The organism is Parabacteroides leei (assembly GCF_023369805.1).
Lineage (GTDB): Bacteria > Bacteroidota > Bacteroidia > Bacteroidales > Tannerellaceae > Parabacteroides > Parabacteroides leei.
This window is the reverse complement of record NZ_JAMBQG010000007.1, coordinates 219,519-240,622: the sequence shown is the minus strand read 5'-3', so window position 1 is coordinate 240,622 and position 21,104 is coordinate 219,519. Positions and strand designations below refer to the sequence as shown.

At 45.2% G+C, this 21,104-nt stretch carries 14 protein-coding genes; 8 read left to right on the top strand and 6 right to left on the bottom strand.

Translation table 11 applies throughout. From position 1 onward, the window contains the following. Positions 1 to 6 precede the first annotated feature (6 nt). Entirely contained in the window at positions 7 to 2,070 is a 2,064-nt protein-coding gene (locus M1P97_RS12555; protein WP_195374597.1) for a DNA topoisomerase 3, read from the bottom strand. Positions 2,071 to 2,252: 182 nt separating this feature from the next. On the opposite strand from M1P97_RS12555, the gene M1P97_RS12550 reads away from it, so the two are divergent. From M1P97_RS12550 to M1P97_RS12515, 8 genes are all read left to right on the top strand, one after another. Further along, on the top strand, positions 2,253 to 2,849 hold the full coding sequence (locus M1P97_RS12550) for an RNA polymerase sigma-70 factor (protein WP_075556658.1): 597 nt from the start codon (positions 2,253 to 2,255) through the stop codon (positions 2,847 to 2,849). Positions 2,850 to 2,914: 65 nt separating this feature from the next. After that, positions 2,915 to 3,895: a FecR family protein gene (locus M1P97_RS12545; RefSeq protein ID WP_249389265.1), complete on the top strand. Its 981-nt coding sequence runs from the start codon at positions 2,915 to 2,917 to the stop codon at positions 3,893 to 3,895. Between the two features lie 197 nt (positions 3,896 to 4,092). Then, positions 4,093 to 7,413, top strand: a complete 3,321-nt coding sequence (locus M1P97_RS12540) for a TonB-dependent receptor (protein WP_249389264.1) — start codon at positions 4,093 to 4,095, stop codon at positions 7,411 to 7,413. Positions 7,414 to 7,425: 12 nt separating this feature from the next. Further along, the gene (locus M1P97_RS12535) at positions 7,426 to 9,039 is read left to right on the top strand and encodes a RagB/SusD family nutrient uptake outer membrane protein (RefSeq protein WP_249389263.1); all 1,614 of its coding nucleotides are present in this window, start codon (positions 7,426 to 7,428) and stop codon (positions 9,037 to 9,039) included. A 55-nt stretch (positions 9,040 to 9,094) separates the two neighbouring features. After that, the gene (locus tag M1P97_RS12530; RefSeq protein WP_394803911.1) at positions 9,095 to 10,153 is read left to right on the top strand and encodes a metallophosphoesterase; all 1,059 of its coding nucleotides are present in this window, start codon (positions 9,095 to 9,097) and stop codon (positions 10,151 to 10,153) included. Positions 10,154 to 10,259: 106 nt separating this feature from the next. After that, positions 10,260 to 11,669, top strand: a complete 1,410-nt coding sequence (locus tag M1P97_RS12525; RefSeq protein ID WP_195374591.1) for a sulfatase family protein — start codon at positions 10,260 to 10,262, stop codon at positions 11,667 to 11,669. 21 nt (positions 11,670 to 11,690) lie between these two features. Beyond that, a complete protein-coding gene (locus M1P97_RS12520) occupies positions 11,691 to 13,277 on the top strand; it encodes a sulfatase family protein (protein ID WP_195374590.1) in 1,587 nt (528 codons plus the stop codon). A gap of 24 nt (positions 13,278 to 13,301) precedes the next feature. Further along, positions 13,302 to 15,806 carry a carboxylesterase family protein gene (locus M1P97_RS12515; protein WP_249389262.1) on the top strand — a complete coding sequence of 835 codons (2,505 nt, stop codon included), beginning with the start codon at positions 13,302 to 13,304 and terminating at the stop codon, positions 15,804 to 15,806. 110 nt (positions 15,807 to 15,916) lie between these two features. Here the strand turns inward: M1P97_RS12515 and M1P97_RS12510 are convergent, their stop codons facing one another. From M1P97_RS12510 to M1P97_RS12490, 5 genes are all read right to left on the bottom strand, one after another. After that, positions 15,917 to 16,690, bottom strand: coding sequence for a prephenate dehydrogenase (locus tag M1P97_RS12510; RefSeq protein ID WP_195374589.1), 774 nt, complete (start codon positions 16,688 to 16,690; stop codon positions 15,917 to 15,919). A 130-nt stretch (positions 16,691 to 16,820) separates the two neighbouring features. Next, positions 16,821 to 17,888, bottom strand: coding sequence for a bifunctional 3-deoxy-7-phosphoheptulonate synthase/chorismate mutase type II (locus M1P97_RS12505; RefSeq protein ID WP_195374588.1), 1,068 nt, complete (start codon positions 17,886 to 17,888; stop codon positions 16,821 to 16,823). Between the two features lie 12 nt (positions 17,889 to 17,900). Then, complete coding sequence (locus M1P97_RS12500) at positions 17,901 to 19,091, bottom strand: pyridoxal phosphate-dependent aminotransferase (protein ID WP_195374587.1); 1,191 nt, start codon at positions 19,089 to 19,091, stop codon at positions 17,901 to 17,903. Beyond that, positions 19,066 to 19,911: a prephenate dehydratase gene (locus M1P97_RS12495; RefSeq protein WP_195374586.1), complete on the bottom strand. Its 846-nt coding sequence runs from the start codon at positions 19,909 to 19,911 to the stop codon at positions 19,066 to 19,068. Before M1P97_RS12495 ends, M1P97_RS12500 begins: the two co-directional genes overlap by 26 nt. 261 nt (positions 19,912 to 20,172) lie before the next feature. Then, positions 20,173 to 21,099, bottom strand: coding sequence for a hydrogen peroxide-inducible genes activator (locus tag M1P97_RS12490; protein WP_195374585.1), 927 nt, complete (start codon positions 21,097 to 21,099; stop codon positions 20,173 to 20,175). Positions 21,100 to 21,104: the final 5 nt, after the last annotated feature.

The following is a 21,104-nucleotide window of genomic DNA, read 5'->3' as shown; positions in this document are numbered from 1 at the left end:
GAGTGATTATAATGCTTTTATAACATTTACCAATTCCTTATCCGATAACCCTTCTCCATAAGTCGCATAATCCAGACGGAACGTACAACCATTTTTGTATTCGGAACAACCATAGGCCGTCTTGCCACGTAGGATATTCCCTTTTTTACAAATCGGACAAACAGGTTTATCTGATTGTTCGATTGCTGTCTGCTTTTTCGGAGTATTTTCCTTTTTAGCACGTGGCTTACGAGGTTTCTTTTCCTTTTTCTCCTCTTTAGGCTGTTCCTTGACGGCCTCTTCAATCGTAATTGAACGGGTCGACTGGTCGGACAGTACGTTGATGACTACCTGATTGACCATCTGTTTCAACTCTTCCAGGAATGTACGGGCTTCATACGTTCCCCGTTCGATCTGACGCAGTTTCTTTTCCCATAGACCGGTCAGTTCCGCACTTTTAAGCAGTTCCTCGTGTATGGTACCGATCAGTTCGACACCGGTGGCGGTAGGGAACAGGTTTTTACGCTCCTTGCGGATATAGTTCCGTTTGAACAGTGTCTCGATAATGGCGGCACGCGTGGAAGGACGGCCGATACCATTCTCTTTCAGGGCATCGCGCAGTTCTTCGTTGTCGACCAGCTTACCTGCCGTTTCCATGGCACGAAGCAAAGTCGCCTCGGTATAAGGTTTGGGAGGTGTTGTCCATGTCTCTTTTAAAATAGGTTTATGCGGACCGCTTTCACCTTTCACGAAATCAGGTAATACACCTTCTTCTTCAGTCGGTTCGGCATCCGGATCTTTTTGTTCGGCACCGAATACGACACGCCATCCCGGTTTTAGTATCTGCTTTCCCGTTACTTTGAAATCCACTTTATCGACCTTACCCAGTACGGTAGTCGTGGAGATGTCACAGTCCGGATAAAAGGCGGCAATGAAACGACGGGCAACCAGGTCGTATACTTTCCGTTCATTTTCCGTCAGGTTACGGGCTGGAACTCCTGTCGGGATGATCGCATGGTGATCGGTTACTTTCGAGTTGTCGAACACCCTTTTGCTTTTAGGAATTTTGGCTGCCAGTACCGGAGCTGTCAACTCGGTATAATCGACCAGACCCTTTAGGGTATTCGGAACTTTAGGATAAATATCGTCACTCAGGAAAGTGGTGTCCACACGGGGATAGGTCGTCACTTTCTTTTCATAGAGCGACTGGATCAATTTCAATGTATCGTCGGCGGTGAAAGCAAACTTTTTATTACATTCCACCTGCAATGAAGTCAGGTCAAAAAGCCTTGGAGCATATTCCTTCCCCTTCTTTTCAGAAATGTCAGTGACGGTGAAGTCCTCTTTTTGTACTACTTCGAGAAAAGCTTCTCCTTCCTCTTTCTTGGTGAATTTACCTTTCGTAGCGGAGAAGGTCGTATTCCGGTAGATTGTTTTCAATTCCCAATAAGGTTCGGGTTTGAAATTGTCGATTTCTGCCTGGCGGTTTACGATCAGGGCCAGTGTCGGTGTCTGTACCCGTCCGATGGATAATACCTGACGGTTTTGTCCGTACCGTATTGTATAGAGCCGGGTCGCATTCATTCCCAATAGCCAGTCACCGATAGCCCGTGACAATCCTGCTTCGTATAATGTCTTGAATTCTGTCTGTTCTTTCAGGTGTTGGAACCCTTCGCGGATGGCTTCTTCTGTCAGAGAAGAGATCCACAGCCGATATACCGGGCAGGTACAGCCGGCTTTTTGCATCACCCAGCGTTGTATCAATTCCCCTTCCTGGCCGGCATCACCGCAGTTAATCACCATTTCGGCATTCTGCATGAGGGTTTCGATCACTTTGAACTGCTGCTCATAAGTAGGGTTACTGATCAGTTTGATACCGAAACGGGGCGGGATCATCGGAAGAGCACTCAGGCTCCACCGTTTCCATTCATCGGCATAATCATGCGGTTCCTTCAGTGTACACAGATGTCCGAATGTCCAGGTAACCTGATATCCGTTTCCTTCAATATACCCGTTCATTCTTTTTGTAGCCCCCAGTACTTCGGCGATCTCGCGTGCCACACTCGGTTTTTCAGCAATACATACTTTCATCTGCAATCTAATCCTTTCGTAAAAAATCACACAAATGTACGGTTTCCTGCTGATATTACCATGAGAAAGTTACATCCGAAACAAATACTTCTTTCAAATGTAATAGGGGATATAATGGAATCTTTTTATATTTGACGACTGGAAAGGAATCTGTAAGCAAGAACGAGATATTTATAAATAGGATGTATATCAACTCGGAACAGGAACGTAAATTAATAGCAGGATTACTCAATAATGACGAGACCGCATTCTGTGAATTATACGCATTGTATAAGAACAGACTGATGTATTTTGCCATGACGTTTCTGAAGTCAAAAGAATTCGCAGAAGATATTTATCAGGATGCTTTTGCCTCTGTGTGGCAGAATCGCCGTTTTCTGAATCCGGAATCCCCGTTTGCACCCTATATTTATACTATTGTAAAGAACAGGATATTGAATGTGCTTGCCGGCATCGATAAAGAACAACAACTAAAGAATAAAATCTTATCGGCGGCAGTGGAAATCACGAATGATACGGAGGAAGCCATTTTGGATGCTGATTTGAACGGATTGTTGGAGAAAGCCCTAATGAACCTGACTACCCAACAACGGAGGATATTCGACATGAGCAGGAAAGAGATGAAATCGCATAAAGAGATAGCCGACGAATTAGGTATTTCTGTTTATACGGTTCAGCAACATATCTCTGCTTCATTGAAGATAATCCGCATTTATCTGGCTAAATATGCAGGGACATATACAGACTTGTTGTTACTTCTATTTTGCTTAAATATATAATAAAAGTTAACGGCATCCCAGTTATACTCCTTATCTCTGTACTATTTATATACACGTAAAAAGAGATGGAGCAATTGAAACAAAATACTATTTTAAAACGATTTGTAAACGGAATATATACCCGTAAAGATGCCGACCGGATCATCCAGCTGTTTCGTACGCAACAGCATACGAAACAGCTGGATGATGAAATGGATCAGGTATGGCAGGCAGCACAGGGGGAGGAAACAACATCTCTCCAACATGAACGGTATACGATGGAGGCACGTATATTATTAAACCGTATCCGTAAGGAAGAGAAGAAATTCCCGTTCGTTTCATTATTAAAATATGCCGCTATGCTGGCTCTTGTTGTTTCTGTGGGATTAGGAGTCTATCGGTTCTCGAGGGTAACGGATTTGCAGAATATGGCATATACGGAAATACGGGTTAAAAACGGGGAACATAAACGGATTATTTTACCGGATGGAACGAAAGTCGTATTGAATGCCGGTTCTTTTATGAAATATCCGGAACGGTTTACACAAGATTTCCGTCGGATAGAAATGGATGGGGAGGCCTTTTTCGAAGTGGAGCATGACGAAGATAAACCGTTTATTGTTTCCACTAAAGATGCCAGTGTAAAGGTATTGGGTACCTCATTCAATGTAAAAGCCTATGATGCTGACGAACAGATCCTGGTGAGTGTGCGATCCGGGAAAGTGCAGGTGGATATGACGGATGCTATGATGCGTTTGTTACCGGATGAGCAGCTTGTCTTTTCCAGGAAAAACGGGGAGATACAGAAGCGGAATGAAAGTGCACGTCATGCAACAGTCTGGATCGATGGAGGCCTGTATTTCAACAAGACGCCGATCCGTAGCGTTGCAAAAGAACTGGAGCGAATGTACAACTGCAAGATTGAGTTTTCCGGCAATGTTCCTTATGATAATTATATATATGGAGAACATGATAATAAAAGTCTGGAATCGGTTCTTAAGTCTATCCGGTATTCTACGGATATAAAGTACCGCAAGGAGGGCGATAAAATTATACTCTATAAATAAAGTTGATTATTAACCTGTTAATCGAAAATGTTATGAAAGATACAACCTGAAAAAACACCAAAGAAAAGGAAGACCTGCAGCAGACCTTCCTTTCAAAATTCCTGTAAAATAATACCAAAGCGTCCACTCCCGGTATTATTTTATACGGAGTCGTTTTTAATATTTCTATTTAAAACAACAATTAAACTCCCAAAGTTATGAACTTCCTAACTAATAAGAAGTATCGCCGGGTCGGTTATTTCGCACATTTTGTTTTTTTAGCAATTTTGTGTTTACAGCCTTTGGCCGCCCAACCGAACCAGTCAGAGAAAATAACAATTCAAGTACAGAATCAGCCTGTAGAAAAGATTTTTAAGGAGATATCCGAAAAGACAGGCTTAAAATTCTTTTATGGAGAAACAGTCCTTAAAGCGAATCAATCGTTAAGTTTAAACTTTCGGGATGCTTCCCTTTCTACCGTATTGGCAGAAATAACGAAGCAGGCCGGATTACATTTCGACAGAACGGATAATACCATTTCTGTCAGTAAGAAAGCGGTGGGAGGACCTGCATCTTTTTCCTCTCAATCATTACGTCCTGTTTCCGGGGTAATAGTTGATGAAAACGGGGAACCTGTCATTGGTGCGAATATTGTTATCAAAGGAACAACGAACGGTACGGTCACAGACCTGAACGGAAAGTATGCAATTGAGGCCGGTAATGATGATATCCTGCTTGTTTCTTATATCGGATATCTTCCGCAGGAAATAAAAGTGGGTAATAAGACGGTCCATAATCTTAAGTTGCAGGTCGATGCACAGAACCTGGAAGAGGTCGTAGTTGTCGGGTATGGCACGATGAAGAAAAAAGATTTGATGGGAGCTGCTTCTGTCCTGAGCGGCGAAAATCTGGCTACCAATTCGAATATTTCAGTCGGAGGAGCTTTACAGGGAAAGATGTCGGGGATGTCTGTCCTGAGCAACAGCGGTTTCCCCGGAGCTGAGACATCTATCAAGATACGTGGGGTCGGGACTTTCGGTAGCGGTAGCGACAGTAATCCGCTTATTATTATTGACGGGGTTCCTGTTACATCCGGTTTTGAGACTTTGAATCCCGGTGATATCGAGACTGTAAACGTTTTGAAGGATGCTTCTTCTGCTGCTATTTACGGATCACGTGCAGCCAATGGGGTTATTTTGATTTCAACCAAGAAGGGTTCTACCGGTGCAGCTAAAGTATCCGTCAATGCAACATGGGGTATGCAAACAGCTTCCAATATTATGGATTTGCTGACTGCGGAAGAATTTGTTTCAGCCATTCAGGAAATGCGTGACAATAAACAAGCGATCGACGGAGGAAATCCGACTACCAAGTTTGATGGTATCGATCCTTCGACATTCGGTAAAGGAACCAAATGGAGTGATTATATTTATAGCTCGGCGCCAACTTATAATATAAATACCAGTGTATCGGGAGGAGGTGAAAAAACTCGTTATTACCTTTCTGCCGAATATCTGAATCAGGATGGTATTGCCATCAATACCGGTTTCCAGAAAGCATCTTTACGTGCCAATATAGAAGGACAGGTCAATAGTCGCCTGACAATCGGTAACAATGTGCATCTGGCATACCGCAACACGAAAGGCAGTAAAGACAACCGTTACTCCGATGTTATTTTCAATGCGCCGATCATCCCGGCTTATGATGCGGACGGTAGCTACGGAGAGCCCGATCCGGCCTATACCAGTTCCAAGAATGCCATCGCCGAAGTGGGTTGGAACACACCTACGAACGATAATTACCGCGTATTGGATAATCTATTCGTGGAATATAAGTTCACCGACTGGTTAAAGTTCCGTTTTAATGGAGGTATCGATATGGTTTATTCGGAAGATAAAGCATTTATGCCTCTTTTCAGTGACGGGGGACAGACCAATAACCAGAATAGCTATTCGGAGAACCGCCAGAAGGAGTTTATGTGGGTAACGGATTATTTGCTCTATTTCGATAAGGTTTTTGGCAAACATACGATCAATGCTATGGGTGGTTTTTCCCAGCAGCTGTTTTCGAAGGATAACCTGAAAGGTGTTGTAAAGGATTTTGTATCCGAAGTAGATAATATGCATGTGATCAATGGAGGTACAAATTCTATCGATCGGACGTTGGAGGGAGGAAAGAGCCAGTTGGCGTTGGCTTCCTGGTTCGGACGTGTCAATTACGATTATGCCGGAAGATATCTTTTCTCTGTCAATTTAAGGGCTGACGGTTCTTCCCGTTTCAAAGGGGGCGAACGTTGGGGTGTTTTCCCATCTTTCTCCGGTGCATGGCGTATCTCTGAAGAAGATTTCTTCTCGGTAAAGTCGATTAGTTCTTTGAAGTTAAGAGCATCGTGGGGACAATTAGGAAACCAGTCGATCGGTTCATGGTATCCGACCATAGCAGCTGTGGAAAGCCAGAAAGTGATGTTGGGTAATGGCGGAAATAACCAGATTTTATATTACGGATATAGCCAGACTGCTTTGTCTAACAGGAAACTGAAATGGGAAACGACAACGATGACCAATATCGGTCTCGACCTGGGTTTACTGAACGGTAAACTGTTTATGACAGCCGATTATTTTATCAAGAGTACGGACGGTATTTTGCGTAGTATGGTATTACCGCTCTCTGTGGGTATGACTGCACCGAACGTGAACTATGCAAAAGTTCAGAACCGTGGTTTTGACCTTGAAGTAGGATATAACGGTAAGGTAAGGGATTTTACGTTTAGTGTCTCCGGAAACGTTTCTTTCCTGCATAATGAAATCAAGAAGTTGAGTGAAGGTGTAACGGAAGAAGTTACCTCTATCGGTAGTTACGGCGGCGTGACGATCAATCGTGTCGGCGAGCCGGTTGATGCATTATATGGTTATAAGACTGGAGGTGTTATCACGACCCGGGAAGAGGCCGATAAATATAAAGCGATGGGGCAGGGGAATGCCAAGATCGGACGTTTGAAATATGTCGATTTGGATGGTAATGGCAAGATCGATAGTGACGACCGTACTATCTTAGGTAGTTATATCCCCAAGGTGAGTGCCGGCCTTACCCTTTCTGCCGACTGGAAAGGATTTGATTTCAATGCTGTGTTTGCCGGTGTCTTCGGAAGGAAGCAACATGCACCGATGTCGTTCCAGAACCGTTTCCCAAACCGTAATATGAGCCGTCACTGGTATGATAACCGCTGGACATTGGGGGCTGATCCGGAAGGGAAGTATCCGGCACTGATCCAGTCCGAATCGTATGAAGAGATGACGGATCTGATGGTTGCCAATACGTCATTCGTGAAATTGCGCTCGTTGACTTTAGGTTATACCGTTCCTGTAAAATCGTTCAGAACACGCGTGTTCGTATCCGGAGAGAATCTCTTTACGATCCATAGTAAATCGTTTGACGGCTTCGATCCGGAGAATGGTAACGGGGTCGGACATTATACGAACTGGGGGGACGACTTCCCGACTCCGAGAATATTTTTGGTAGGTTTGAATTTAACATTTTAAAAGAAGATGGTTATGAAATCGAATATAATAGGATTATTGATCTTGTTGTGTATACTGACAACAAGCTGTATGGATAATTTCCTGGACCGGAATCCTTATGGTTCAATTGACGAAACGACTTTCTTTACCCAGAAGGAGCATGCTGACCTGGCGGCTATGGCCTGCTATGCCAAGTTGCAGAAACTGAATGCCCATTGGGCGGACGCTCAACTGGAACTGGGAATGACTGGTGATCTATCGTCTGCCGGTTTTAAAGATGCCCAACCTTTTTATGTCGGATCCTTTAATCCGAATGAATCGAATCTGGTGAAAGGTATCTGGCAGCGTGCTTATCAGGGGATAGCTGTTTGTAATAAAAATATCGAAGGAGTGAAGAATATGCCTGCCGATATCATCGATGAAGATACCCGCAATAAACACCTGGCAGAGATGTTCTTTATCCGGGCATTCTGGTATTTCCGCCTGGTCCAGTTCTATGGAGATGTTCCTTTGCGTTCCGTTTCTGTCTCAGACCCGACCAATGAGGATGATGTACAATTAGCAGCAACTCCCAAGAATGAGATCATTAAGCAGACCGTTCTTCCTGATCTTGAATTTGCCGCTCAGAATTTACCGGACGCCTGGGAGGATAAATATCAGAACCGGGCAACGAAAGGAGCGGCTTATGCTTACTTATGCGAAGTCTATCTGTATGAAAAAGAGTATGAGAATGCGATAAAAGCCGGTGAACAGGTCGAGAAATACGGCTATTCATTAATTGAAAATCCGGGGAATGTGTTGAGAGTAGATTATGAAGCATGCCCGGAGATCATTTTCTCGGTAGGTTTTGGCAGTGGTGTGGAAACATACCGGGAGTTCTATTGGGGTACTATCGAAGATTTGGGTGAAGACGGACGTATTATGCGCGGCGATACCTATTCCGGCGATTATTTTTATCCGTCCCGTGAATTGGTTGATTTCTATGAAGCGATAGACGGTAAACCGATAAATGAATCGTCTTATTATAAAGCAACTGAGAGTTGGAAAAACCGTGATCCTCGTTTCGATGCGACATTTTTCACTATCATGGATGAAGTCGAAACGACAACCGGAAAACAGATGACATGGAAACAGGACTGGCTTGTCAATACGGCAACCGGTTATGATGTTCAGAAAAGGGGAGTATGGTATGGCGAGAACACCTGGAATAAACGGACGGATATCCATTTAATGCTTTTGCCGAGAGTTTATTTGCATATTGCGGAGGCGTATGCATTAAAGTCGGCTCCTGATTATGCAAAATGTTCCGAATATATAGAAAAAGTCCGTTCCCGTGCCCGTCGGTTCGCATTAGCTAATCCGGAGAAATATATACCTGAAGGAATGGCCGATAAAGATGTATTACCGCCGTTCACAATCACCAACGGGCAAGAAGCCATGAATGCGATAAACTACGAATCGAGAGTAGAACTTTTTGCAGTAGACTGCATGCGGTATTATGATTTGAAACGTTGGGGAACATTGAAGGAAGAATGGCCCCGTGTCGGCGGGTTTGCCTGGGATGAGAAATTGCTTGATCTGCCTTATCCTGCCGATGAATTGAATTCCAATAAGAATTTGCAACAACACTCCGGTTGGGGTAACTGATGTGTATCTCTTTAATGAATAGATAAATAAAATGAAGAAACTTATTTGTATATGTATGCTGTTGCCATTTCTGATGGCAACAGCTCAGAATAAAAGCGGACAACCGGGAGCGGGAAAACCGGAATTGACGGATGCCGAATCGTTTTCAATGATCCTTTTACCGGACCCGCAGAGTTATACCAAGTTCGATACCAACCAGCCGCTCTTCGACCTGATGACTGCATGGACGGCTGCTAATCTGGACAAACTGTCGGTGAAGGCTGTGTTATGTACCGGTGATCTGGTGGAACAAAACGAATATATCGTTCCGGATAATGTAAACGGAAACCAGACAAGTACCCAGCAATGGAAAGCAGCTTCCAATGCCTTTGCTAAGTTAGATAATAAGATCCCTTATATCATTTGTGGCGGAAATCATGATTATGGATATACCCGTTCGGAGAACCGCTTGTGCCGGTTTCCTGAATATTTCCCGGTGGAGCGTAACAGTGCATGGAAAAACTCATTAGTCAGCGTTTGCAATAATGCATTCGGATTACCGACATTGGAGAATGCGGCTTTTGCGTTCGATGAACCTCATTGGGGCAAAATTCTTGTTATTACGACAGAGTTTGCTCCCCGTGATGAGGTGCTCGAATGGGCGAAAGATTTAGCTGCCGGTAAGAAGTTTGCCGATCATAAGGTTTTTGTTCTGACACATTCCTATTTGCGGTGGGACGGAACGGTGATCGAATCCGAAAACTATAAAGTATCTCCGGCTAATTATGGGAAAGCGATCTGGGAGAAACTGTTGTATCCCTCTTCCAATATCCGTATGCTGATTTGTGGTCACTATTGTCTGGTCGATGATTTCTGCCACAATGTAGGACGCCGTACGGATAAGAATATAGCCGGGAAAAGTGTATTCCAAATGATGTTCAACGCTCAGACAGCCGGAGGCGGTTGGCATGGGAACGGGGGAGACGGTTGGTTGCGTATCCTGGAATTTATGCCGGATAGGAAAACGATCAAGGTAAAAACTTATTCTCCTTTGTTTGGTATTTCTCCGACAACGGAGTCGTTTGCCTGGCGTACCGGCGACTGTGACGAATTCGATATTGTGATTGAACCCTAAGTGTTTGTAGGAAGAAAACTCCTATAATATTATTTGTTTCTTTAGAAAACTTTGCGAACTTTGTCTACTCTTAAAGTTCGCAAAGTTTAACAAGAAACATAATATCATGAACAGTAAACTATTCTTATTGGCTGCTACGTCCGCATTTTCAATGGCTGGTGTGGCCGCAAACTACACTAATTTCATTATCATCAACCTCGATGATGCAGGCTACGGAGACTTTTCCTATAACGGTGCCTACGGATACAAAACGCCGAACATCGACCGTATGGCCGCCGAGGGAGTCCGTTTCACCCATTTCCTTGCCGGACAACCTATCAGCGGTGCATCGCGTGCCGGATTGCTGACCGGATGTTATCCGAACCGTATCGGTTTTGCCGGAGCACCGGGGCCGGGTTCCGATTATGGCATCAGTCCTGATGAAATGACGATAGGAGAGTTGCTGAAACAAAAAGGATATAGTACGGCTGTTTTTGGTAAATGGCATTTGGGAGACGCCAAACAATTCCTTCCTTTGCAGAACGGTTTCGATGAATATTACGGACTGCCATATTCCAATGATATGTGGCCTTTCCACCCGCAACAGGGGGAAGTCTTCAATTTTCCGGATCTGCCGACTTACGATGGAAACGAAATAGTCGGTTATAACACCGATCAGACCCAATTTACAACCGATTATACGAACCGTACGGTAAACTTCATCAAGAAGAACAAAAATAAACCGTTCTTTATTTATCTGGCACATTCCATGCCGCATGTGCCTCTGGCTGTTTCCGATAAGTTTAAAGGAAAGAGTGAACAGGGGTTATACGGTGATGTAATGATGGAACTGGACTGGAGTGTCGGTGAAGTATTGAAAGCATTACGTGAACAGGGATTGGAAGAAAATACCCTGATCGTCCTTACTTCCGATAATGGTCCGTGGGCTAACTACGGAAACCATGCCGGTTCGGCCGGAGGGCTTCGCGAAGCTAAAGCTACTACTTTTGATGGTGGTAACCGTATCCCGTGTGTGATGTACTGGAAAGGAACTGTTCAGCCGGGTACAACCTGTAATAAACTGGCATCCAATATAGATCTGTTGCCGACATTGGCGGAACTCAGCGGTGCCCCGCTTCCACAACGTAAGATCGACGGTGTAAGTATCGTTCCTCTTATCAAAGGAGAAAAGGATGCTAATCCACGCGAGTCATTCGTTTATTATTATCACAAAAACGATTTGGAGGCTGTGACAGACGGTAAATTCAAACTTGTGTTCCCACATAAATATGTCACTTATGGTGCTTACGCGCCGGGTAACGACGGCCAGCCGGGAAATTTGACAAACCTGGAACTGAAGAAGACTGAAATGTATGATCTGCGTCGTGATCCGGGAGAACGTTACGATGTCATATCCCAGTATCCGGAAGAGGCTGCCAAATTAATGAAGATCGCTGATGATATGCGTAAGGATCTGGGAGATAATCTGACACGTGTGAAGGGAACAGGACGTCGCGAACCAGGAAAATTAAAATAACATATTATTATATATTAGGTAATGAAAAACGCTGATCTAATTTTAAAGGCAGGTATGTTAGCAACATGCTTGCCTATCATTGGTTGCAACTCGAACAAAAAGACGGAGAAAGAGGCGGAAGAACGCCCGAACATCCTTTTTATTTTGTCTGACGACCATACCGGTCAGGCGTGGGGTATCTATGGAGGTATCCTGGCTGACTATGTAAAGAATGAAAATATCCGCCGTTTGGCTGACGAAGGTTGTGTGTTGGATAATTGTTTCTGTACCAACTCGATCTCCGCACCGAGCCGTGCCGCTATCATGACCGGAGCATACAGCCACCGTAATGGTGTGTATACCCTGGAGGATGGACTGGAGCCGGCCGTCGATAACATTGCAAAACAAATGCAGGCCGGTGGCTATCAGACAGCCTTGATCGGTAAGTGGCATTTGAAGAGACAACCTGCCGGTTTCGATCATTTCAATGTGTTCCACGACCAGGGTGAATATGTCAATCCGATTTTCAAGACTGCCGAAAACTGGGTGGACGACGATAAAGGGAAACAAGGTGTGGAGGTAAAAGGCTTCTCGACTGATATCGTAACCGATCAGACCATGGAGTGGATACGCAACCGTGATAAGAACAAACCTTTTATGATGTGTTGCCATTTCAAAGCAACCCACGAACCCTGGGATTTCCCCGAACGGATGAAACATCTTTATGACGATGTGGTATTCCCTGAACCCGAAAGCATGATGGAGTTCGGCCCGGAAGAGTCGGGCAGAGCTTTCACCGGACAGCAGTTGGAGAATATGGGATGGCGTTGGGAGACCGCTTCGAAGGATCCGGATGCCTGGTGGTGCCGTTATCCGGAATTGCCTTTCTCTACAAAAGGTATGGATAAGGTTGCCGCCCGTAAGAAGATCTACCAGAAGATGATCAAGGACTACCTGCGTTGTGGTGCTACGATCGACGATAATATAGGCCGTCTGTTGAAGATGCTCGATGAAGAGGGATTGAGTAAGAATACGATCGTAGTTTATGTTTCCGACCAGGGTTATTTCCTGGGTGAACATGGTATGTTCGATAAGCGGATGATGTACGAAGAACCTTTGCACATGCCTTTCGTGATCCGCTATCCGAAAGAAATTCCGGCCGGAACACGTAATAAAGATATTATCCTGAACGTCGACTTTGCTTCGACACTGGCCGATTATGCCGGAGTAAAGGCTCCGGATTTGTCGCAAGGTAAAAGCTTCCGGGAAAATCTGAAAGGGGAGACGTCTGCCGACTGGCGGAAAGAAATGTATTATCGCTACTGGACACATCATTCCATCCGTCCGGCTCATATGGGTATCCGAAACGAGCGTTATAAACTGATGTTCTTGTATGGCGACCGCCTGAATGCGACGGGATCGGAAGAAACGCCGACCACTCCGGCATGGGAATTCCATGATTTGCAGGTAGATCCGAAGGAGGATAAGAACATGTATAATGATCCTCAGTATAAAGATATCATCAAGGAAATGAAGCAGGAACTATTGAAACTTCGTGAGGAAGTAGGAGATACCGATGCCGATACGCCACGGATGAAGGAAATAATGGATCAGTACTACTGGATGTAAGATACAACCACTAATTTATTTCACATGAAGAAAATGTTCATTTTGATTGCTACCGGGCTGTTTATAAGTATGGCTTCGCTGATAGCACAACAAACGACAGGTAATATTGTCGAGTATTTCGGAAAAGAGAGGGTAGAACGTGTGGACGAAGGTGTCATCCTCCATGCTTTTAAGCAGGGATACTTTGTCCCTGTGACAGCCCCTTCCGGTTATTTGTTCACCACCTCCGACGGTCTGGGATGGGAGATTGCAACCGGCAAATTCTGTACTCCTTCGGAAAATGACCTGACTGCAACGAACTACGGACGTACCCGGGAAGCCGTACAATGGACTCCGATCGCTGCCGACTCTACCGGAAAATTTGCCAATCGTGCCTTACGTCGTGCGTATGTTTATACAGCTTATGAAGCGGATAAACCACAGATCGCCTTACTCGAATCGAGTGGAAACACCCGTACTTTTATCAATGGTATGCCACACGAAGGCGATCATTACGATTTTGCTTATACGTTGATCCCTTTCCGTTTGCAAAAGGGAAATAACGAATTTATCTTCACTCCGGGACGTTTCGGTCGGGTAGAGGCCAAATTGATCATCCCGACTAAACCGGTGATGTTCACAAAAAGAGATATGACCCTGCCGGACATCATTAATGGAGAAACGGGAGAGAAATGGGCCGCCATCCGTGTTGTCAATGCGCAGGATAAGCATCTGTCCGGATTAAAAATACAGTGTAAACTGGAAAGCGGTGAGACTGCTACTATTGCAACGGACGATATCATGCCTATGATGGTACGTAAGGTCAAATTCCAGGTTCCGGCAGCCGTTTCCACAAAGAAAGGGGAAACGAAGGCTACTGTTACTCTATTGGATAAGTCGGGAAAAGAGATCGACCGTACTGAAATCGCTTTTCAGCAAAAAGACGCTTCTTCCATTCATGAACGGACTTTTATCAGTAATGTAGATGGCAGCGTGCAATATTATAGTGTGACTCCATCCACGACTCAGGCCGATAATCAGGCATTGTTCCTTTCTGTTCACGGAGCATCTGTGGAAGCCCGTAATCAGGCCCGTGCCTATGCTCCGAAAGACTGGGGACATATCGTCGCTCCGACCAATCGCCGGCCGTTCGGTTTCAATTGGGAAGAGTGGGGACGTATCGACGCAATGGAAGTTCTAGCTGAAGCAGAGAAAGTATTAAAAACCGATCCGTCGCATACCTACCTGACCGGTCATTCGATGGGTGGACACGGAACCTGGTTCCTCGGTGTTACTTATCCCGATCGTTTTGCTGCTATCGCTCCCTGTGCCAGTTATCCGGATATTGCCCGCTACTCCCGACCGAATGCCGATGCTGCCAATGTGGGAGAGATGCATTTCGATATGATTTGCCGGGCTGCTAATGCCGGACGTGTATTGGATCTGAAGAAAAACTTCCTGCAATCGGGTATCTATATCCTGCATGGCGACTCCGATAATGTGGTTCCTATCCAGCAGGTACGCCAGATGCGTGAATTGTTGGGTACTTTCCACCCGGACTTCTGTTATTATGAATATCCCGGTGGTTCGCATTGGTACAGCAACGAGAGCGTAGACTGGAAACCTATATTCGATTATTTCCGCTGGCATAAAGTTCCGGCTGCCGGCGAAGTGAAGCAACTGGAGTTCCATACTGCCTCTCCTGCTATTTCCGCTAAAGATTATTGGGTAACCATAAATCAGCAGGATACCGCCTACGCTTTTTCTTCCGTATCTTTCAAGCAAACCGGCAAAGGGCTTGAAGGAACAACCTCGAATGTTGCTTCCCTCACATTTGATCTTCCTGCTCTGGAACTTCCGGCGGAAGCAATAATAGCGATCGACAATGAAACGCTTCGTGCAGATGGAAGTAAACCGGCTATCTTGAAGAAAGTTTCCGGTAAATGGACATTGATCGACGAGGTATCGGTAGCGGAGAAATATCCTTCACGTTATGGTGGTTTCAAGCAGGCTTTCGACAATAATGTGGTATTTGTATATGCCACCGGAGGCAATAAAGAAGAAAACGCATGGTATCAGAACAAAGCACGGTTCGATGCGGAAACATTCCTTTACAGAGGAAACGGTTCTATCGAAGTGATTGCCGATAAAGACTTTGCTCCGTCTGCCTATGCCGACCGGAATGTTGTCCTTTATGGAAATGCAGCGAACAATAAAGCCTGGAATAAGCTTCTGAAGAATGCTCCGGTACAGGTTCTGAAAGGTGAGATACGGATGGGAGACAAAGTAATGAAGGGTAATAACCTGGGAACTTATTTCGTCTATCCCCGTCCCGATAGCCGTACAGCCAGCGTCGGTGTAGTGGCCGGAACTGGTATCGAAGGAATGAAAGCAACCTATCCGAACGATTATATCTCCGGTATTACCGGTTTCCCCGACTTATTGATCTTTAACGTGGATGTCCTGAAAGAAGGTATTCGTGGAGTTGAAGTATCCGGTTTCTTCGGTAACGACTGGAGTGTAGGGCAAGGTAATTTCATTGCTGAATAAAATCACGATTTTACTGATAAATATAGTCATATAGATAAAAATTACCCGCGCAGCCTGTAGTCACCAGCCGCGCGGGTAATTACGACTACCTGCGCGGTTAGTGACGATTGTTATTCAATGTTCTTACGGATCTTTGTCAGATAGCCTTTCATTGCCTCGGAGTCTTTATCCTTGATGATCTCCTGAAGAATATTCAGTTCTTCCTGGATACGAGCGATCTGTTTCGGTGTACGCGGGTTAAAAAGGATTTCAGTCAACAGGTAATCATCTTCCGACAACAGTCCGCGTGCAATCTTCATGTGACGCTTGAATGTCGTACCGGGTGCATCCTGATGCTTCATCGTTGCGGCAAATACCATTGTCGATGCAAAAGGAATACCTAATGAATAAGCCACCACCTTATCATGCTCTTCGAATGTGTATTCGCAGATATGCAGGCGTAGGCTGGCGTAAATATCTTTGAAGAAAATCTTTCCCAGATGGTCGCCTTCGGAGATAATGATTGTATTCTCTTTTTCCAACTGTCCCAGATTGGCAAAAGTAGGACCGAACATCGGGTGAGTGGAAACATACGGGAAACCGCAGGTTTCGTAGAACTCTTTCAGATGGGTCTTTACGGATGCAATGTCCGAAATAATACAATACGGTTGCAGGTAAGGAAGGACGGCTTTAAACGCTTCGATCGTATAGTTCAATGTCACACAGTTGATAACCAATTCGGGAGCAAACTCTGCAACCTCTTCCGGTTTTTGAAGACGAAGAGCATTGTAAATGAAACGCATCCTTTTCGGATCGCTTTCCAATACAGCTACTTCATGGTCGAAACTCAGCAAGTCGGTGAAGAAAGAACCCATCTTTCCGGCACCTAATATTAATATCTTCATTGTCTTTATTCTTTTTGTCTTTTTATTTTTCCGTTCGTTGTCTACGCGCTTCCACGTCTACAACCTACGTGCTACCCCGTCCGTCATCTAGGCAGTGTTGCGTAGGTTACAGACGGGGTAGGGTGGCTTATTACTCGTTCATGATGATCATCTGCTGACGAACAGACTCTTCATGTATCTCTTTCAATATTTCTTTTACAAAATCCACGTTCAGTTCCATTGTCTGTCCCATATCCGAACGTTTTTCCAGGATCTCACTGTAACGCGGTGATTGCAGGATCGGCATGTTGTGCTCTTTTTTATAGACCCCGATCTCGCGTGAGATACGCATACGTTTAGCCAGCAGTTCGAGCAGTTGTTCGTCGATACCGTCGATCTGGCGACGCAGTTCGGCCAGGTTTTCTGTTGTTTGTGTCTCGTTACGGATAACCAATAGGTTGACAACATAATCCAGAACATCCGGAGTGATCTGCTGTGAAGCATCGCTCCATGCGCAATCCGGACATGGATGCGATTCGATCATCAAACCGTCGAAGCTCAGGTCCATAGCCTGCTGAGACAGCGGAGCGATCAGTTCGCGTTTACCACCGATATGGCTGGGATCGCAGAAGATCGGCAGATTCGGCATGCGGCGGCGCAGTTCGATAGGAATATGCCACAGCGGCAGGTTACGGTACATCTTTTTGTCGTATGAACTGAATCCGCGGTGGATGGCTCCCAGTTTGTGGATACCGGCTCCGTACAGACGTTCGAATGCTCCGATCCACAATTCCAAATCCGGGTTTACCGGGTTCTTGATCAGTACAGGGACGTCTACACCTTTCAGTGCATCGGCAATCTCCTGTACGGCGAACGGGTTTACGGTTGTACGAGCACCGATCCACAGAATGTCGATGCCTGCTTTCAAGGCTTCGAATACATGGTCTTTAGTTGCCACTTCGGTAGCGACATACATACCGGTTTCTTTCTTCACGCGTTTCAACCATTGCAGACCTTCTGCTCCAATACCTTCGAAACCTCCCGGTTTAGTACGGGGTTTCCAGATTCCGGCACGGAATATTTTAACTCCTTTGGATGAAAGCTGGTGAGCGGCTTCCATAACTTGTTCTTCTGTTTCGGCGCTACACGGGCCGGAGATGATGATAGGACGCTGGGGGTCTACACCGGGTAATAAGATCGATTCTAATTCCATTTCCATGATTGTATACTTTTATTTGTTTATTTTTAATTGTTTGATTCTGTCTAATGCTTCCTGTAATGCTTCATTCTTGCAGCAAAGGGAAATGCGGATATAACGTTCGCCGCAACTTCCGAAGATAAATCCGGGAGTGACAAATACATTGGCTTCGTACAATACTTTGTTTGCCAGTGCTTCACTTCCTTCTGCTGTTGCCGGTATCTTTCCCCAAAGGAACATTCCCACCTGGTTTTCATCATACGTACATCCTATGGCGTGCATGATTTGTCCTGCCAGGTCGCGGCGGCTACGGTAAGTGCGGTTCATGGTATCGTACCATTCTTTCGGAGCTTTGAGGGCTTCCACCGCTGCATGTTGCATCGGTTTGAACTGGCCTGAGTCGATATTGCTTTTCACCTTCAGTATCCATTGAACGAATTGTGCGTTCGAAGCCAACATAGCCATACGCCAACCCGGCATATTGTGTGCCTTGCTCATCGAGTTCATTTCGATGCAGATATCTTTGGCACCCGGTACACTGAGGATGCTTAACGGATGCTCGTTCAGGATAAAACTATACGGATTGTCATTACATATAATAATACCGTGTTTACGTCCGAAAGCAACCAGCTTCTCAAAAAGTTCCATACTCGCATTGGCTCCGGTTGGCATATTGGGATAATTTACCCACATTAGTTTCACGTTGGAAAGATCCATCTTTTCCAATGCTTCGAAATCCGGTTGCCAGTTCAGTTCTTCTTTCAGTTCGTAGGAGATCAGGTTGGCCTGTACTAGTTTGCTGACAGAGCTATATGTCGGGTAACCCGGGTTGGGAACCAATACGCCGTCTCCCGGATTCAGGAATGCCAGCGAGATATGCAGGATACCTTCCTTGGAACCGATCAGCGGCTGGATCTCCGTTTTCGGGTCCAGTTCAACTCCGTACCATGTCTGATACCAGTCTGCGAAACCTTTACGTAATTCCGGAATACCCACATAAGGTTGATAACCGTGCTCATTGGCATTATGGGCATGTTCGCACAATGTCTCGATCGTTTGTTCCGAAGGAGGCAGGTCGGGACTACCTACACCCAGGCTGATTACGTTCTTGCCTGCGGCATTCATTTCGGCTACCTCTTTCAGTTTCTTTGAGAAGTAGTATTCCTGTACGCTACCGACACGGTCGGCAGGTGTGATGTTACACACTTTGTTTTCCTTCTGCATATTCACCTAATATTTTTAAGTCCTTTGTTAATGGGATGATCGCATCCAATGCTTGTTTGTATCTGGTATAATCGACGAATGTCAGGTCGATATAGAACAAGTATTCCCATTCGCGGCCGATGATCGGCAACGATTGTATTTTAGAAAGATTCATGTCGTAAAAAGAAAGGATAGAAAGAACTTTGGAGAGACTGCCGGAAGTGTGGGGGAGAGCGAATACCAGTGAAGATTTGTTGATGTCTGACTTCTCAAGAAGATCTTCCGCTGTCCAGCGGTCTGCTATGGCAAGGAAGCGGGTGAAGTTTCGTTTATTGGTCTCTATCCCTTCGGCCAGTATTTCCATCTTGTAGATCTGGGCGGCCAGTTTCCCGCAGATAGCAGCGTGTCCTTCCAGCTTATTCTCGGCAATCCATCGGGCACTCATCGCGGTATCTTCTTTTTCCACCACTTTGGCATTCGGCAAGGTGTCGAGGAAGTCGGTACATTGCATCAATGCGATCGGATGGGAGTTGACTTCCGTGACATCGTGTATCGACGTTCCCGGCAGTGCAACCAAGGAATGCGAAATACGCAGTTTGTATTCACCGATCACCCGCAGGCCGCTTTCGCGGATCAGTTCATGGTTCTGCAGCAAGCTTCCCGCAATGGTATTCTCGATAGCCATCAGTCCCAATAAAGACGGGTCTTTCTTTATGGCTGAAATAACATCTCTGAATGTATTGCATCCAACAATTTCAATATCTTCACCTTCATAGAAGCTACGGGCAGCGATGTCGTGATACGAACCGGCTATTCCCTGAATTGCTACTTTCTTTTTCATCTTTCTAATTTATTGTCACAAAAAAAGTCCTACCGAAACCGGCAGGACTTTATATTATTTATTGATACATTTCTATCATCAACGCTTTACATACAAATTCCTGCCTTCACTCTGCTAAAGTAAAAGTAATAAAAGAAATATGTAAAGCTAAATCGATTCATTTGTCTTGTTTGTTTTTAAATATGCAGCAAAAGTAACGCTTTTTTGGAAACTACAAGCAAAAAGTAATAATATTTTTTGTCATGCAGTAAAAAATAATGTTCAGACTACTTTTAATCCGGCCTGAAGCGTCAACATTTCTTTCGGTACGGACTTTTTGATACTCTCGATCAACATGCCTCCAATGGTATGACGGATAAAGTCTTTACGGGTGATCCAGACAATTTCGCGTGCAGGTTTAGGAATGGCGAAAGGACGTACCAGCTTTTTTTGTTCTTCGCTGAGTTGCAGGGTTGCCAGTTCGGGAATGAACGTGACACCATTACCGCTTTCAACCATTCGCATGAATGTTTCGAGGCTCCCCAAACGATAGGCTGCCTGGCGGAGTTTTACTTTCTCCATCTGGCAGAAACGCATTAACTGATCGCGGAAGCAATGTCCTTCATCCAGCAACCAGAGGTGTTCGTCGCTGATATCGGCTGTACGGATCAGGTCTTTTTTGAATACCGGATCGTTTTCGGCTACATAACCGAAGAACTGTTCGTAATATAATGTATCGCCTTGCAGCTGTGTCTCGGTCGGTTGGTTGGCAATGATGGCTGCATCGATTTCTCCGTTTAATATGGCAGACATTGTCGGGGCTGTTTTCATTTCCAGGATACGGATATCCAGGTCGGGATGTTTTTCCGATAGCTGCTGGAAGAAACGGGGAAGCAGATAAGGGGCAATTGTCGGTAAAACAGCCAGGCGGAAAGTTCCTTTCAGCGACTGCTCTTCTTCATTCACAATATCTTTTATCAGGGATGCCTGGTATAATACGGTACGGGCCTGGTCGATCACCTTTCGTCCGGCCGGGGTAGGACAGACTGGTTGCATATTTCTGTCGAATAATTTAATACCCAGTTCGTCTTCCAACTTTTGGATCATCATACTGAGAGTGGGTTGTGTTACTCTGCAATGTTCTGCAGCTTTTGCAAAGTGGCGGAATGTGTCTACCGCCAGGATGTACTCGAGTTGCTGTATATTCATACTGC